13 protein-coding genes and 3 pseudogenes are annotated in these 14,896 nt (G+C 57.3%); 2 read left to right on the top strand and 14 right to left on the bottom strand.

Going from position 1 to position 14,896, the window contains the following annotated elements:
- Both AAAB35_RS00765 and AAAB35_RS00760 read right to left on the bottom strand, forming a co-directional pair.
- Positions 1–256 (bottom strand): annotated as a pseudogene (locus AAAB35_RS00765) (hypothetical protein); the annotation flags it as partial.
- A 233-nt stretch (positions 257–489) separates the two neighbouring features.
- A pseudogene (locus AAAB35_RS00760) lies at positions 490–1,237 on the bottom strand (HlyD family secretion protein); the annotation flags it as partial.
- On the opposite strand from AAAB35_RS00760, the gene AAAB35_RS00755 reads away from it, so the two are divergent.
- Positions 1,148–1,555, top strand: coding sequence for a hypothetical protein (locus tag AAAB35_RS00755; RefSeq protein ID WP_340666344.1), 408 nt, complete (start codon positions 1,148–1,150; stop codon positions 1,553–1,555). The pseudogene AAAB35_RS00760 and the gene AAAB35_RS00755 sit on opposite strands and share 90 nt — an antisense overlap.
- 125 nt (positions 1,556–1,680) lie before the next feature.
- On the opposite strand, the gene AAAB35_RS00750 is transcribed toward AAAB35_RS00755, so the two are convergent.
- From AAAB35_RS00750 to AAAB35_RS00695, 12 genes and pseudogenes are all read right to left on the bottom strand, one after another.
- The gene (locus AAAB35_RS00750) at positions 1,681–2,004 is read right to left on the bottom strand and encodes a hypothetical protein (protein WP_340666341.1); all 324 of its coding nucleotides are present in this window, start codon (positions 2,002–2,004) and stop codon (positions 1,681–1,683) included.
- A gap of 404 nt (positions 2,005–2,408) precedes the next feature.
- The gene (locus tag AAAB35_RS00745) at positions 2,409–2,906 is read right to left on the bottom strand and encodes a hypothetical protein (protein ID WP_340666340.1); all 498 of its coding nucleotides are present in this window, start codon (positions 2,904–2,906) and stop codon (positions 2,409–2,411) included.
- A gap of 304 nt (positions 2,907–3,210) precedes the next feature.
- Positions 3,211–3,582, bottom strand: coding sequence for a hypothetical protein (locus AAAB35_RS00740; RefSeq protein ID WP_340666339.1), 372 nt, complete (start codon positions 3,580–3,582; stop codon positions 3,211–3,213).
- 212 nt (positions 3,583–3,794) lie between these two features.
- Positions 3,795–4,035 (bottom strand): annotated as a pseudogene (locus AAAB35_RS00735) (cation transporter); the annotation flags it as partial.
- A gap of 195 nt (positions 4,036–4,230) precedes the next feature.
- Positions 4,231–5,109: an SMP-30/gluconolactonase/LRE family protein gene (locus AAAB35_RS00730; protein WP_340666338.1), complete on the bottom strand. Its 879-nt coding sequence runs from the start codon at positions 5,107–5,109 to the stop codon at positions 4,231–4,233.
- A gap of 9 nt (positions 5,110–5,118) precedes the next feature.
- Positions 5,119–5,994, bottom strand: a complete 876-nt coding sequence (locus tag AAAB35_RS00725; protein ID WP_340666337.1) for an SMP-30/gluconolactonase/LRE family protein — start codon at positions 5,992–5,994, stop codon at positions 5,119–5,121.
- A gap of 9 nt (positions 5,995–6,003) precedes the next feature.
- Positions 6,004–6,966 carry a 3-keto-5-aminohexanoate cleavage protein gene (locus AAAB35_RS00720; protein WP_340666336.1) on the bottom strand — a complete coding sequence of 321 codons (963 nt, stop codon included), beginning with the start codon at positions 6,964–6,966 and terminating at the stop codon, positions 6,004–6,006.
- Positions 6,963–7,910 carry a 3-hydroxyacyl-CoA dehydrogenase gene (locus AAAB35_RS00715; protein WP_340666343.1) on the bottom strand — a complete coding sequence of 316 codons (948 nt, stop codon included), beginning with the start codon at positions 7,908–7,910 and terminating at the stop codon, positions 6,963–6,965. Before AAAB35_RS00715 ends, AAAB35_RS00720 begins: the two co-directional genes overlap by 4 nt.
- A 10-nt stretch (positions 7,911–7,920) precedes the next feature.
- A complete protein-coding gene (locus AAAB35_RS00710) occupies positions 7,921–8,727 on the bottom strand; it encodes an SDR family oxidoreductase (RefSeq protein WP_340666335.1) in 807 nt (268 codons plus the stop codon).
- 13 nt (positions 8,728–8,740) lie between these two features.
- The gene (locus AAAB35_RS00705; RefSeq protein ID WP_340666342.1) at positions 8,741–10,795 is read right to left on the bottom strand and encodes an ABC transporter permease; all 2,055 of its coding nucleotides are present in this window, start codon (positions 10,793–10,795) and stop codon (positions 8,741–8,743) included.
- 2 nt (positions 10,796–10,797) lie between these two features.
- Positions 10,798–12,339 (bottom strand): sugar ABC transporter ATP-binding protein, encoded by a 1,542-nt coding sequence (locus AAAB35_RS00700; protein ID WP_340666333.1) that lies wholly within the window; start codon positions 12,337–12,339, stop codon positions 10,798–10,800.
- Between the two features lie 68 nt (positions 12,340–12,407).
- A complete protein-coding gene (locus tag AAAB35_RS00695) occupies positions 12,408–13,535 on the bottom strand; it encodes a sugar ABC transporter substrate-binding protein (RefSeq protein ID WP_340666332.1) in 1,128 nt (375 codons plus the stop codon).
- Between the two features lie 214 nt (positions 13,536–13,749).
- Here AAAB35_RS00695 and AAAB35_RS00690 point away from each other — a divergent pair, with 214 nt between their 5' ends.
- On the top strand, positions 13,750–14,430 hold the full coding sequence (locus tag AAAB35_RS00690; protein WP_340666331.1) for a GntR family transcriptional regulator: 681 nt from the start codon (positions 13,750–13,752) through the stop codon (positions 14,428–14,430).
- The last annotated feature ends 466 nt before the right edge of the window (positions 14,431–14,896 follow it).

Below are 14,896 nucleotides of genomic sequence, written 5' to 3'. Positions count from 1 at the left end.
TCAACCAAAGCATGAAGTCGTTCGGCGACGGCACAGCAGGGATCTCGGCCACCGGCGGCGCTCCCTTGGCGGTGATCCAGGCCTTGACTTCCGGATCATCGAGGAGCTTCAGGAGTTGCTCTACCTTGCCGGGGGGTGCAGACGTGGCCGCCGTCTGCGCTTGCGCGGCAGCGATAAATGCACAGCAGAGGCATAATCCCAGCGCGACGAGAACGCTCGCCCTTGTGGCCAAACCCCTGACTGTGGCGCTGTGCATTTCATATGCCCCAATAGACCTTCCGTTCAATATACCTGCAATATAACAATCTGTCTCACGAACAAATTCGTCCCCGCCATTGGCCCCTTGGCCAAAAGCCAGCTTCCGTTATTAACGCTCCCGCCACACCATAATTAAGTCGCGAAACGGGCCCGCGACCGCGAGTGGCCGGCGGCGATTGCAAGGCCCTAGTGCCCCTGAAACACAAGGGTTTGAACTGGCAACAGCAGTGCCTAGATCCGCAGGATCATCGCATGGACAAGCCCCACCGTGTCGATGACGTGCAGGAAAAGCCAGCGAAGCATGCCGATATCCTTCGCCTGCAGCGCGTCGTGATTGCTGGTATAGGCATTGGCAATGCAACTGCTCCTCGGCGGGATGCCTTGCAGCGCACCGGGAAAGAGCGGTTCGAGGAAGACGGTCAGCGTTCCCGGCTTCGACAGTTGCTGCACGTCAATAAGCTGGTCCGTGGGCCGCAACTACCCAGCGGCAATGACGTCCTGTACCTGGGTGACGACCATCGGAATGATGGTGAAGGGTTTGCCGACGCAGGTGGCCTCGGCGACCATGCCTGCCCTCATCACCTGCGCCTCGATCTGGTCGAAGCCGGCGAAGCAGCGGATTGACGATGTCACCCTTGCGAAGACCGAATTGCAGGATGGTTCCCGAGACGCCGGCGCGGACTAGCAACTTGTCGAGCTCGACCTGCGCCAGCGCTGCCTCCGCGCTCGTTTTTTACGCTGGCAGCAGTGCTGTGATGTTGGCCTGCAGCGTTTCCTTGTTGGCAACAGCGGCATCGACTGCGCCCTTGCGTCCTTCGGCTACGACCTGCATGATTTCCTGTTTCGTCGCGAGCTCATCGAGCGCCTGCTGGAGGGAGCCCTGCGCCTGTTGAATGTTGCCGTCCGCGGCGGCAAGCTCAGTTCTCGCGACGGCGAGCCCGGCATCCACCTCGGCGATGCGGCGCTGCGCCGTCTACATGCACCCTTTGTTGAGAAAATACTTCTCTACGGCATTGAGGGCACTGCCAACGTATTCCTTCGGATCCAGATCGGCGATCACATCTGGAAATCCCAGATTTGCATTTGGGTGGTCAATAAAATTCTGAAGAAGGGGGCAATTTTTATTCGCGTGGGCCACACGCAGCGCGATTGCTTCAACGAATCCAATGCAATAGCCGTAGCTCATCAGATCTTTGGCATCCTTGCACATGGCTTGCAGTTTAGCGAAAGTTGGCTCTTCGGCGACTGCGAGGCTGCTGGAGCTCAGAACCAGGATCGTGATGAGTATTCGGGCTAGTGGAAGAAGCAGAGCTTTCATGATTGCTTTGTCCCCCAAAAATTTTCCAAATCAACGGCAATTGCCAAACTGTTGGCTCTTTTCAGGCCATTCTTCCGTAGAGGCTGCAGTCGGCCTATTGGGCATTACTTACCTGCCTGCGGGCAAACTTCGTCTATCGCATATATTATTGCTCCGATCGCGTTGCTCTGATTCGGATGTGACCGGATATAGGTTGTGACTGTACTATAAAGTTGATCGGACATGAACTTTCCACTGACCAGGCACTTTCGAATTTCTTGACGACGCGCAGAAAAGTCATCGTTGCATGTCACAGCGATCTGGTACTCAATGGCCCCGAAGATGTAGCCTTCAGCAAACTGCTTGTCTGCCTTCAAGAGTTCGCCGGTGCTCATCGCATGCGCCGCCGATGAGACGAACACACCGATGATCAATGCACTTAGTCTCATAGCAAGTTGCCTCCCTCGTTTTCTAGAAGCTGTCCAGCGCAGGCAGAGGCATGTTGCGATCGCTTATGCGTCGGGCCGCCAGCCATTGTTATCCCACCGCCATTTTCGCCTCGAGGCGATTTTCACTTGACACGAAACGATGGCCATCAAGGTCGCTCATCGGTCGGATTTGAGGAGATGTGGCTGGGTCGACAATACGGCAGGGGGAGAACCCAGCATAAGTGGGCGACCTCACTTACCGCTATGGTATACCGCTGTGGAACGCGCGCCTTCGCAACCTAAGATGAGCCTTTTGTATATGTTGCGCGGGCTAATGGAGGGAGGCGGGGGCTTTGACCAGCCCCTCACCGCCTTCCTCGTTAAAGATTTCCGACCGCCGCAACCGGAAACGAAGGCGGCGCCGCTTACTTTTGAGTGCCTTGACACTCGCGTAATGCCTTGAACGCATCGTCGGTGCCAGCGAGCTTCACCACTATGGGATCACGTCCAGTCGCGGTAATCGTCAGCGTCTTCTTCTTGGCAAGATCATAGATGAAATCGAGATTGTTGAATGGAACGAATGCACCGTCGTATCCCTGCGTCTCCTGTCCCTTTGCCTCGCCCGTATACTTGTCGCCATCAACATCGAATACGACCGAGATCTTCTCACCTTGGGTGACCTTTCTGGGCTTCGTAGAGTAGAGCGCCAGATAGCCGCGCGGGGCGGCGGTTGCGTCGATCCCCATTTGCACCTGAGTGGCACCGTCGGGGTTTTGCCGCGCGATAAAGCAACCGGGTCCCATCTGAGGATTGACAAATATGTCCCAACCCGCTGCTGAGCCATATTTCTGGTATTCTACGGCGGCTTGGCATGGAACGGTCAGGACGGCAGCTGCCAGGGCAACTCGAGCGAATAAATGCATGGTCTCCTCCTGTTCTGCTTTGATTGAAAACGACGCGAGGACATGTGCCGCAAAAGCCTTGGCGGTTCGGGTTTGTGTGGTGCCTTTGCGGCAGCATCATTCGGCTTTTGCGGCATCTCCCATCGCCGTTGCGACACTACCTAGCAACGGTGTGCCGGGGCAGTATGTTACAGTAGTTGCGGGGTATGTGGTTGCCATATTTGATCAGCAATGCAGGCAAGCACCCTGTGGTTCACGCATGAGCCATCATCACATGGCACTTGTTGCACAAGCCGGCGATGCCAGCCTTCTGTGATGCCAAGCATCAGCGCTGCAGGTAAAATGCTTGACCCGCCGATCGCAGTTGCTCAAGTGTTTTTCCTGAACAGTTCCCCGGGCCCTCTCCACCCATCGCCGGTTCAGCAGCGCCATTTATTGTCACTTTGCCGGCCAGGTTGTCGGGCGAAAGATAGACCGCAACACCGTCTTTGCTAATTTTCGATAAGTAATATGCGTGATCGATCCCATCAGCCACGCAATGTACAAGGAAGGGAAAGTCCGTCAAAGAGACATCCTTGGCATGGGCTTGAGCGCCAAGAATTGTAGTCAACAACAATAATGGAAAAAGCGAAACAGATACTAAACCCAATCCGCGCGCTCGTGCGCTAAGATTGGTACAAGACGCGAAATGTTCCATTGGTTGCCCCTTTTCGCCGCAGTTATTTAATGACAGTTAGCCTGTTTTGATATTTGCGCCGCAATTCTTTGTAAGCTTACTTTAACGCAGGCGGTAACGACGGGCAAGTTCAGTACCGGACAATCCAAGCTTTCTACATTCTGGAAACCGCGCAGTGCTTTCATCCGGAAGGAGTTCAAACGCCCGACTCTCATACGCGTCATCAAGATGGCCTAAGCAGCCCTTGCCTCGACTTCGACCGTTACGTTTGACAGCTCATGAGTATCCGCGAGTTTTTCGCGATACGATGACGGCGCTCCCGGATGTGACGAGCGACACGATGGCCCCTTGATGCCCGGGACCAAGTTGCCGGACGTGCAGGTCAGTGATCATGTCGCCCTCTTCTTCAAGCGCAGAGCGGATTTCTTCCGGTAAAGCTTCGCTGGATGGCACATAGTCCAGCAGCACCCCTCCATGACGTCCTCATTATAGTAACATACGGTGAAACCCACTTGCAGCACTGATCGGTGGCGCTGCGCGGCCGTCTGGACATGTATTTCCAGGCTTCAAATGCACGCTGGCCCAGGCGGCTCCTTTTGCGCTCTCGTAATCCACTTCCACGGCAGCATATTCCAGTGAACTCCGGGCTGAATACTGGCGGTAAGTCGCCTATCCTGCAAAACGGGGTTCGGGCACGCCCTTGATGCCAAGCCCGGTAATTGCGAACAGGCTGCCGCGCAGCACACCATCGCCAGGAAATCGCGGCAGCGGTGGCTTGGCCATGGATGTCACGTAGAGGATATCGAGGTTTGGACCACCAAACATCACACTTGTGACCTTCTTCACGGGCATGTCGATAACGCGGTCCACGCTACCGTCGGGTCGGTAGCGGATCACCTTGCCGTCATAAACCTGGGCGTTCCAGAGGCAACCCTCTGCATCGACGGTCGAGCCATCCGCAGCCCCGCCAGTCGAGGTATCGATTTTAACGAAGGTGCGCCGGTTAGCGACGTTCCCGGTCGCCTGGTCATAATCGTAGGCCCAGATTTCTCCTGACCAGGAATCCGTGAAATAGAATATGCTGCCGTCCGGGCTCCAGCAGGGCCCGTTTGAAACAATGATGCCCTCGTCGAGGGTGTGAACGCTCAGATCCGCGTCAACGCGGTAGAGCGCACCGTTCGGACCGCTCTCCATAGTGTCCATGGAACCCGCGATGAAACGTCCCTGCTTGTCAACCTTGCCGTCGTTGATGCGGTTTGCCGTTTTGTCCGGCTCGGGATCATGGATAAGGTCGACATCTCCCGTCCTGAAATCGAGAAGATGGAACCCGCGAGCCAGCGCCACGATCGCTCCGTTGCCATCCTTGCGCAGGGCCATGGAGCCGATCTTCATGGGCACGTCCCATGCGCGCAATTCACGCCCATCGGCTGTGGCACGGAACACGCGCCCGTCGAAACTGTCGATCCAGTACAGTCTCTCCTGATCAACATCCCAAAGTGGGCCCTCGCCGAGAGTCGTCTTGACGTCAACCACCACTTCTATTTTCATTTTCTTCCCCTATCCGTTGAAACGTGGTTCCGGCAGGCCGCGGACACCTAGGCCGTACACCGCAAAGATGCAGCCCGCCTCGCGCTCGCGGGGATATTCATTGTTGAAGGGACGGGCCATCGACGTCACGAACGCGATGTCGAGATCGGCGCCGCCAAATGTGATGCTCGTCGTTGACTGCACCGGCAATCCGACAATGCGATCGATCACGCCATTGGGGTCGAAGCGAATGAGACGTCCGGAATAAACCGCGACGCTCCAGACATATCCTTCTGAATCGACCGTTGCGCCGTCGGGATAACCGCGCAACTGCTCGAAGCTTGTGAAAATCCGGCGCGATCCGACCGCTCCAGTCGCCGTGTCATAGGCGTAGGCGTAGATTGTCCTGGCGCCGGTGTCGGCGAAGTAGAGCGTCGTGCCGTCCGGACTGAAGCAAGGTCCGTTGGAACATATAATTCCGGTATCAAGCGTGTGCAGTGAAAGATCGGGATCGAGGCGATAAAGCGCGCCCACCGGATCGCGTTCCTCAAAATCCATGGAACCGGCAATGAACCGACCCTGCCGATCGACCTTGCCGTCATTTAGGCGCGGGCGAAGCGCTCCGGGATGGGTTTCGTGAAGAAGCGTGACCTTGCCCGTTGCAAAATCCAATAGATGGAACCCGCTCCTCAGCGCCACGACAGCTCCGCCGCCTTTTGCACGCAGCGCCAATGATCCGATCGGCTCCGGCACCGTCCAGTTCCTGCGATCATTACCATTGACGTCACAGGAATAGACGGCCGGCGCATAGGAATCGATCCAGTAGAGGCGCTGCTCGTCGACATCCCAAAGGGGTCCCTCGCCCAACTGATTGCGGTCAGCACTGAAGATTTCAATGCGCAGCATGGCTTCCTCCTAGAACGCGACCTTGTCGCCTCCCTTGAGCGCGAGGATTTCGCGCGCTTCATCAGGGGTCGCCACCTCCATGCCAAGCCCCTCTATGATCTTGCGCGCCAGCAACACCTGTTCGGCATTGGATTTGGCAAGTTTTCCTTTGCCAGCCCAAAGACTGTCTTCAAGACCGACGCGGATATTACCGCCCATCGCGGCCGCCTGGGCGGCGATGCGCAACTGGCTCGATCCGGCGCCGAGCACCGACCAGCGAAAACTGTCGCCGAAAAGCCGGTCGGCGGTGCGTTTCATGTGCGCAACGTCTTCAGGATGGGTGCCGATCGCACCGAGTAATCCAAAAACGGACTGAATAAAAAACGGTGCTTTCACAAGGCCGCGATCGGCGAAATGGGCGAGGTTGTAAAGGTGGGCAATATCATAGCACTCAAACTCAAAGCGCGTACCGTTGTCATAGCAGGTCGCCAGAATGTATTCGATATCCCTGAAGCTGTTGCGGAAAACGAGATCCCGCGTTGCTTCCAGATGTGGTTTTTCCCAGTCGAACTTGAACTCCTTGTACTTGTCGAGGAGATGATAGAGCCCGAAATTGATGGAACCCATGTTGAGCGAAGCGACTTCCGGCTTGAAGGTTGCTGCGGGTTTGACCCGCTCTTCGACTTTCATGTAAGGGCTGCCGCCGGTCGTGATGTTGATGACAGACATGGTATTCTGCTTGATGCGTGGCAGGAATCGGGCGAACGCCTCGGGCGTCTGATCCGGCCTGCCGGTTTTTGGGTCGCGCGCATGCAGGTGCAGGATGGCGGCGCCGGCCTCCGCTGCCGCGAGGGCCTCCGTGGCAATCTCGTCCGGCGTGATTGGCAGGTAGGGCGACATCGTCGGCGTATGAATGGCCCCGGTTATGGCACAGGTAATTATGACCTTGCCCCTGCTCGCCGATCCACCGGTCGCTGTTTTTGTCTCGCTCATTCTCCGAACTCCTGCGTTGATTTCTTCTTGTGTGCAGCGAGAGCCATGAGCCGCCTGTCGCGCCAGATCTGGCGCTCGATGAGCTTATCGCCTGGCAGCTTGTGGCGGCGACCGGCTTCGACTGTGTCAAGGACCTCACCGGCCCAATCGACCCGGCGCTGCATTTGCGGGAACAACCGCTCGTAGATGACCTGATAGCGCGCCACATAGTCCCGCACGCCGCCGGGCGCATTGAGATCGATGGTCTCGAACGGGCCCATGAACGACCAGCGCAGTGCAAGCCCGTCGCGGATACCGATATCGACATCCTCGACTGTCGCGTATCCGTCAGCAACAAGGCGGAAAGCTTCTTCCAGCAACGCACCCTGCATGCGGTTCATGATGAACCCGTCAAGTTCGCGTTTCATGACGAGCGGCGCGTGACCGGCGGCAACGAGGAAGATGCGCGTCCGCTCAACCACCTCTGGCGATGTCCACGGTGCAGGAACGATCTCCGCTGCCGGTATGAGATAGGGCGGATTGATCGGATGCACAACGAGACAACGATGACGATTGGCCAGATGCTCGGTGAATTTGGAAGGAAGCAGCGCGGACGTCGAACTGGCTATGATCGCCGATGGGTCTGCAGCCTCGTCCAGTTGCGCAAACACCGCTCTCTTGATGTCAAGGTCCTCCGGCGTGTTCTCCTGAATATGATTGGCGCCCTTAAGGGCCTCTGCCAGATCCGCTTGCGGGGCGATCCTTGCGAGGACCGTCTGCGGTGAATTCCCGTTGAGCAGATCGTTTCGATCAAGATCCGCAAGCACGTCAGCAATATAGCCCCGCGCCTTCTCCACCGCCTCCGGCGACTGATCCCAGAGGACCACTTCATGGCCGGCCCGGGCAAAACTTATGGCCCAGGCCCTGCCGATAAAACCGCTGCCGATAATGGCTGTTCTGCGCATCATTGCCCCTTCATAATGTCTCGACATTGCCGTCGACGCCGAGCGACTGGCCCGAAATGTTAACGCCGGCATCAGAAAGCAGGAACGCGACCATCGTTGCGACATCGTAGGGGCTCACCATGCGCCGCAAGGACACATTCTTCAGATAGCGTTCCGTCATTTCCTCGTGGGAAATGCCCAATTGCCTGGCGCGGCTGCTGATCACGTTGTCGATGCGGGGGCCCTCGACAATTCCCGGAAGGATCGCATTGACCCGGATTTTATCTGGACCGAGTTCCTTGGCGAGGCTCTGAGTAAACCCGACCACGCCGAACTTTGCCGCCGAGTACGGTGAGCGGTAAGCATAGCCGTGGCGTCCTGCTGCTGACGACATGTTGACGATGGACCCGCCACCGGCGGCTTTCAGCATGGGCGTCGCGCGGCGTGCGCACAAAAACTGGCCCGTCAGGCAGACGTCAATGCAGCGCCGCCAGTCTTCCACGGTGATTTCGTCTACTCCGCCCGTCGGTCCGGCAATTCCTGCATTGTTGATAAGTGCATCAAGGCCGCCGAGGCGATCGGACACTTCGCCGAACATACGATCAACATCCGCCTCGCTGGAGACGTCCGCGATCGTTGCAAGGGCCGGACCGATGGAAGCATTTGCTTCGTCGAGCAACGGCTGGGCAATGTCACATATCGCCACGCTGGCACCAAGCGCCGAGAGTGTCGAGGCGATGGCAAAACCGATGCCCGATCCGCCTGCTGTGATGAGCACCCTTTGATCACGCAGCCCGCCCAAGAATTCTTCCGCCGATGCCGGAGCTATCCTGTCCATGATTCAACCTTTCCTAAGATCGCTTCTCGCGAAGCGCCATGACTGCGCCAAGCACAACAAGACCAAACAGGATTGCCCGCGTTGCGTAAGGCAATGTCGTCCCAGCCAGAAACATCTGTAGGGCGGTGAGCAGAAGAACCCCGCCCAGCATACCGAGATAATGCCCGCGTCCGCCCGTGATGAGCGCGCCACCCACGACAACGACGGCAATCGATGGCAACAGGTAGTCATCGCCCATTCCAAGGCTGGCCTGTCCGGAAAATCCTGTGAGCAAGACTCCAACGAGACCGGCACAAAAGCCCGACAGGACATAGACGAGAATGAGCGTGCGACCCACCGCGATGCCTGAAAGCTGTGCTGCTCGCAATCCGTTACCAATGCCGTAAACCCGGCGTCCGAAAGCGGTTCGGCCCAGGAGAAAAACCGATGCGATGACGAACACGACCATGAAAGGGACAACGGGCGTGAGCATAAACATCTTGCCGGTCATGAACCAGCGCAGCAGCGGCGAGGAGAAGCCAGCTGGCGTTCCTTGCGAATAAACCAGGGCAAAACCTTGCAGGATGCCATTCATTGCCAGCGTCATCACGATTGGCGAAATGCCAAGGACGACGATGCCAACGCCGTTGATGAAGCCAACCAGTGCTGCGATCAGCAATACAAAAGGCAGGGCATAGGTCAGCGCCGCATCCGAACCATTGACGATGCCGGCAAGCAGTATGCCTGCAATCCCGATGGTCCATGGGACGGAGAGGTCAAGACCGCCGGTGAGGATGACTGTGCCCTGCCCTAGCGCCAGGATGGCGAGAAACGTGGAAAGTACAATGAGCGAATTCCAGTAGGTCGGGTTCAGAACCGCGCGACCGAGCCAGAGCTGCGTCACGATGATGACAAGTATCAGGCACAGATAGGCCGGAAGCGCATAGCGAACGGTTTCCCGGTTGCGAGATAAGAACGATACCCTCATGGGCTGTAACCCGTTCGTGGCCAGTTTCAATCGTCGGTCCGTTCGATCAAGCTGCGAAGGCAACAGACCGTTGCGCCAGGCGGCAAACCAGGCACGCGCACCCCGCAGCTGCCTTGCCAGAGTGGAGCTATAAGAGATCGATCCTGCCAGAACAGCAAGGATCAAGATCGTTCCTTCAGCAATGGTGGAATAATAGGCCGACACGTTGAGAACGAGCAGGATATTGACGACCATCATGAGAATGTAGGCGCCGATCACCGTGCCAAACGGTCCGCCCCGCCCCCCGCCAAGACGCGTACCGCCGACAACAACGGCCGCAAACATCGAAAGCAGCAAGGGATTGCCGACGAGCGGGTCAGCGCTCCCCGTCTGCGCGCTGATGAACACACCCGCGAGGCCGTAGCACCCGCCTGCGATGACGTAGACGAAAAATCGCGTCAGCCTGACGCGAATGCCAATGGCCGCCGCCGCATCCGGGTCACTGCCGACCGCATAGATCGCTGTGCCAAAGCGCGTGTTTTTCAGCCACAACCAGCCAAGCAGAACAGCGCCGATGACCATTAGTGGCATGGGCAGCCAGCCGGGAATGGCATCTCCCAGATAGAACGTTCCAAGGTCCGGGGCGACAAAGCCGCCGGGCTTGTCCATGATCAAAAGCGTCAGACCTTGTATGATGAACATCGTCGACAATGTGACGACAATCGGCTGCAGTCGGAATAAGGCTATGAAAATGCCATTGAGCGCGCCGGTCAGCATGCCAACGCCAATACCAGCGCACGTCCAGTAAAGCACACTGGTCTGCTCCGCTGCCGGGTCCATGCTTTGCGCAAGTACCACATTGACAAGCGAAATCACCGCGCCGGCAGAAAGGTCAAAGCCGCCAGACAGGATGACGATCGTCTGGCCGATCGCAGCAAGTGCGGAGGTTGCACCGCCGCTCGACAAAAACGAAATGTCAAAATAGCTGAGCGGCCCGGTACTTACCCAGTCCACTATGCCGAGCAGGCAAAGGAATACCACGATGGCGATGAGGACGCTACGTCGCTCCGCGGAGATGCTGAAACGCGGTCGCCTGCTTGCATTGGACGCGAGACTTGACATGATCATTCAGCTGCTTCCTGTGCTGGCGCGTCGTGGCCAAGCGCCGGGCGCATGATGGTCGCTTCCGTGAGCTCGTCGCGGGTGAGCGAGGCCGAGATCCTGCCATCGTAGAGAACAAGTACGCGGTCACAAAGATGCACAAGTTCGGGAATTTCCGTCGAGTGCAACAGGATGGCGCCTCCGGCGTTGGTGAAATTGCGCATCATCACGTAAAGCTCATGCTTGGTTCCGACATCGATGCCGCGTGTCGGATCAAACAGCAACAGAATGCGACTTTGCGCCACCAGCCATTTGGCTATCGCTATCTTCTGCTGATTACCACCGGAGAATGCCCCTGCCCGCGTCCACAGTGCCCGCTCATTGACCTCGACAGTGGCAAAAGCGGCACAGACAGCGTTCTGCTCGCGATCGAGCCGGATCAGGCCGTAGCGCGAAAACCGGCCAATGACCGGCAGCGATGCATTCAGGGTGCCGCTAAGCTTGAGAAAAAGGCCTTCTGTCTTCCGGTCTTCCGGCACAAGCCCGATGGCAATGTTTGGCCTCAGCGCATCTGCAGGTGAAGCGAAACGGACCTTGCGGCCGTCAACAAGAAGATCGCCCTCGACGACCTCTGTCATGCCGAAACACGCCAGAAACAGATCGAGTTGTCCCATGCCCTGTAATCCGGCCACGCCGAGGATTTCGCCCTTTCTGAGGTCAAAACTCGCATCGCGAAGCTTTTGACCCGCCTTGAGACGACGCACGCCAAGCACCGGTGCGCCAAAGGAATCATCCCCCGTCGGTCGCGCCGGGAAGGTCTGGGCGATGGTACGGCCGACAATTCTCTCAATGACCTGTGCATCGGTTATTGAATCGACAGCGCAGGTCGTGATGTGCTGTCCGTTGCGCAGGATCGTCAGCGTATCGCAGAACGCACGGACCTCGCGCATGCGGTGCGTGATGAACACAATCGTCGTGCTTGCAGCTTTCAGACGGGCTATAATCGCCCCCAGCCATTCGACATCACCGCCGGCGAGGGTCGACGTCGGCTCGTCAAGCAAGAGTATTTTCGGCTTTCGGAAAATGGTGCGGGCGATCTCGATCTTTTGCTGGACGGCCAAATCAAGGGTGCCGACCTCGGCATCAAGGTCGACAGAAAATTCGAGCTCCTTCAGATGCCGCTCGATGGCGCGGCGCGCCGAAGCGCGGCGAATGAGGCCGGTGATGCCCATGGGCGCATAGGGCATCAGCATATTATCGAGGACGCTGAGGTCCCGTACCAATGTCATTTCCTGGAACGCCGTCTGTACGCCAAGAGCATGGGCAAAGCGGGGCGCCTTGAGCACGACCGTCTTGCCGAATATCGAGATGTCACCCTGGTCGGGACGCAGAAGTCCCGAGAGGAGCTTGACGATCGTCGATTTGCCTGCACCGTTTTCTCCGAGGAGGGCATGACTGCTGCCTGGCGCGATGCTGAAGGAAACGCCATTGACCGCAACAGTTGCACCAAACGCCTTGCGTATATCTACAACCTCGATGGCGGGTTGATCCAATGCCGATGTCATCCGAGCGGCCCTGCTTAAGTTAGCGAAATGGCGCGTGCAGAGCGGCGAACCGCTCTGCGCCTGCACAATTAGTTTTCAGGTTGGCCGACCAGCGCTGCATTGAGGCCGATTTCCGGTGTCTTTTCGGAGAAGATCGACGCAAACCAGCCCGGATTTGAGACGATCGCAGGCTTGAAAGCGTTGCAGCCTTCCTTCATCTCCTCCCAGGTGCCCTCCTGGCAAAGTTTGATCGTTTCGTTGGTAACGAGAGGAAGGGGCAGTACGGTCTTCTTGGGCACGTCCTTGCCTTCAATGGCATCGACGGCAAGCTTTAGAGCCAGCGCGCCTGAATAGGGCGGTGATGCGTAGGAAATGCGCGGTGCGCCGAGCGGTGCATAAGGCGAGGCCGCGCCCTCTACCTCGGTACCAATGGGCAGCATCTGCACGCGGCCCCCATTCGAGCCTTCGCCCGCGCATGGCAGCAATTGTTCCGGCTTTTTGCCTGCTTCAAGTTGCATCGAATTTGCCGTGAAGCAGCCGACCTGCATCCACAATCCGTCGATTTCATCCCAGTTTCGGGTCGCAAGTATCTTTGAAAGCTCCGTCCGGGCAACCGCCTGGCTCCACATGCCGACGGCTTCGCCGACGATCTTGATATCGGGATGCTTGGCGAAGACTTCCTTGGCCGCTTTAGTGCGGAGGTTGTCGACAGAAGTGCCCGGCACGCCGGTGATCGCAATGATATTGCCCTTGCCGTTGAGCTTCTTGACCAGCCATTCTGCAGTAACACGGCCTGCCTCTTCCTGGTCGATTGCGATGTTGTAGGCACATGGCTCCGTAATCTCGCCGTCATAGGCGAATACCTTGACACCCTTGTCACAGGCATTCTTGACAACCTGGTTCAAGGCAGTTGGAGAAATCGGGAAGATGACGATGGCTTCGGCGCCCGCCTGCACCATCGCGTTGATCTGTTGTATCTGCCTCTGGGCATTGGGGCCAGCCACCTGAACCTGGAGATCGACCTTATCGGCGAGGCTCTTGTGGGCGGCCATGGCTTTGATCATGTTGGCGGCTTCCGCCTGCCAATCATTGCCAATGAAGCTCATGCTAAGAAAAACCTTATGTTTTTCAGCCGCATCTGCCTGTCCGATGAGGGCAGCGCTTGCGGCAAAGCCGGCGCATAATGCGAAGCGCCGGATATTCGAAACGATATCCATTCTCTATCTCCTCCCCTTGTGCGAGACGCCTCCCAAGGAGTTTCCTTCAAAATCCTTGCCGTCCCGATCTCGTGAACCGTAGCACCATTTGATCAAAGATCAATGATGAAATCACCGCTCGCCTGTGGTAATGAGAGCCGACTTGACGGAAAGGGCTGAACACTGCATTGCGAGAAAAACAGCGACGCATGTGCCGGCAGGAAAGGGTATTGAAATGGCTGAGGCCGGTTACAAAAAGCCAGGAGTTGAGATTCTCCCTCTTTCCAGGGAGACCCTTCAGGATCGCGTCTACCGTCAGATCACAAATCTCATTCTTGAGGGGGGGATCGTCCCAGGTGAAATGGTTCCCGTACAGAGCCTTGCAGATGCGTTCGGTGTCAGTCCGATGCCCGTACGCGAAGCCCTGAGGCGATTGACGGCGGCGAACGCATTGACCGTCGTCTCGGGAAGATCGGTGGGCATCCCCCGGTTAAGCCGCGCCAAACTCACCGATCTGCGCAACGTGCGCGTTGAGATCGAGGCGCTGGCCGGCGCCTGGGCAGCTGAGCGGATCGAGGAGGACGAGATCAGCCGGCTTCAATCACTTCTGATCGAACTTGACGATGGAAATGCCTCCGGTGACGTCAAATCCTATCTTCGGGCCAATTACGCTTTCCATTTTTCCATTTATCAGGCGGCCGGATCGGAAAGCATTCTCAATATTATTGAAAACCTCTGGCTCCAGGTTAGCCCCTATTTCAATATGTTGCACGATTCCGGTAACTACGCCAAAGCCAACGAACACCATCATGCCATGTTCGCCGGCCTGCGTACCCATGATGGCGAGGCGGTCAGGCAGGCGATACGATCAGATATCGATGCAGCTTACGATGTTCTGGTCGAACTCCTGACATAGGCGAGATCGGAGATGCCTGGGTGATCAACGACTCGTTGAGCAGCAACTTCTGATTGTGTTGATGAAACAGATCACGCCCAAGATCTCTAGTGTCTTTTTTGTTGTGTGCTGGCAGCGACCAGTTCGTCATTTGCTCGCAATCCGGTTCCAAGGAGCGCGAAGTGCGAGCCTCATTTGATTGCCCGCGAACGTTATCGGCCCTGCCAGGTCGAGGCCATTCTCCAGTGAGGGTTGTGACAGCGCCGCAGCACGGGTGAGGCGGGAAAGGTTTGCGCCGCTTTGACCGTGATTTGGGCTATCGGGTCGTGTACAACAGAGAATATTCGCACGGGAGGACTACCATGCGCATTCGCATATTGATCGTCCTGATGGTGATCCTGGCTGGAGCCTGCACATCCGCGCACGCTCAGCCGATGTCAATCGCTGTGTTTGCTTTCGAACTGGAAGACAAGAGCGCCGGGGCAGG

It is taken from the genome of Phyllobacterium sp. (genome assembly GCF_037994425.1).
In the GTDB taxonomy this organism is placed as follows: domain Bacteria; phylum Pseudomonadota; class Alphaproteobacteria; order Rhizobiales; family Rhizobiaceae; genus Phyllobacterium.
This window is presented reverse-complemented; position numbering and strand designations above follow the sequence as displayed.

Bases quoted from the DNA above. Each gene is read 5' to 3' on its own strand.
- AAAB35_RS00695 (WP_340666332.1), bottom strand. From the start codon at position 13,535: ATGGATATCGTTTCGAATATCCGGCGCTTCGCATTATGCGCCGGCTTT.
- AAAB35_RS00750 (WP_340666341.1), bottom strand. From the start codon at position 2,004: ATGAGACTAAGTGCATTGATCATCGGTGTGTTCGTCTCATCGGCGGCG.
- AAAB35_RS00710 (WP_340666335.1), bottom strand. From the start codon at position 8,727: ATGGACAGGATAGCTCCGGCATCGGCGGAAGAATTCTTGGGCGGGCTG.
- AAAB35_RS00725 (WP_340666337.1), bottom strand. From the start codon at position 5,994: ATGCTGCGCATTGAAATCTTCAGTGCTGACCGCAATCAGTTGGGCGAG.
- AAAB35_RS00720 (WP_340666336.1), bottom strand. From the start codon at position 6,966: ATGAGCGAGACAAAAACAGCGACCGGTGGATCGGCGAGCAGGGGCAAG.
- AAAB35_RS00745 (WP_340666340.1), bottom strand. From the start codon at position 2,906: ATGCATTTATTCGCTCGAGTTGCCCTGGCAGCTGCCGTCCTGACCGTT.
- AAAB35_RS00730 (WP_340666338.1), bottom strand. From the start codon at position 5,109: ATGAAAATAGAAGTGGTGGTTGACGTCAAGACGACTCTCGGCGAGGGC.
- AAAB35_RS00705 (WP_340666342.1), bottom strand. From the start codon at position 10,795: ATGTCAAGTCTCGCGTCCAATGCAAGCAGGCGACCGCGTTTCAGCATC.
- AAAB35_RS00700 (WP_340666333.1), bottom strand. From the start codon at position 12,339: ATGACATCGGCATTGGATCAACCCGCCATCGAGGTTGTAGATATACGC.
- AAAB35_RS00715 (WP_340666343.1), bottom strand. From the start codon at position 7,910: ATGCGCAGAACAGCCATTATCGGCAGCGGTTTTATCGGCAGGGCCTGG.
- AAAB35_RS00740 (WP_340666339.1), bottom strand. From the start codon at position 3,582: ATGGAACATTTCGCGTCTTGTACCAATCTTAGCGCACGAGCGCGCGGA.
- AAAB35_RS00690 (WP_340666331.1), top strand. From the start codon at position 13,750: ATGGCTGAGGCCGGTTACAAAAAGCCAGGAGTTGAGATTCTCCCTCTT.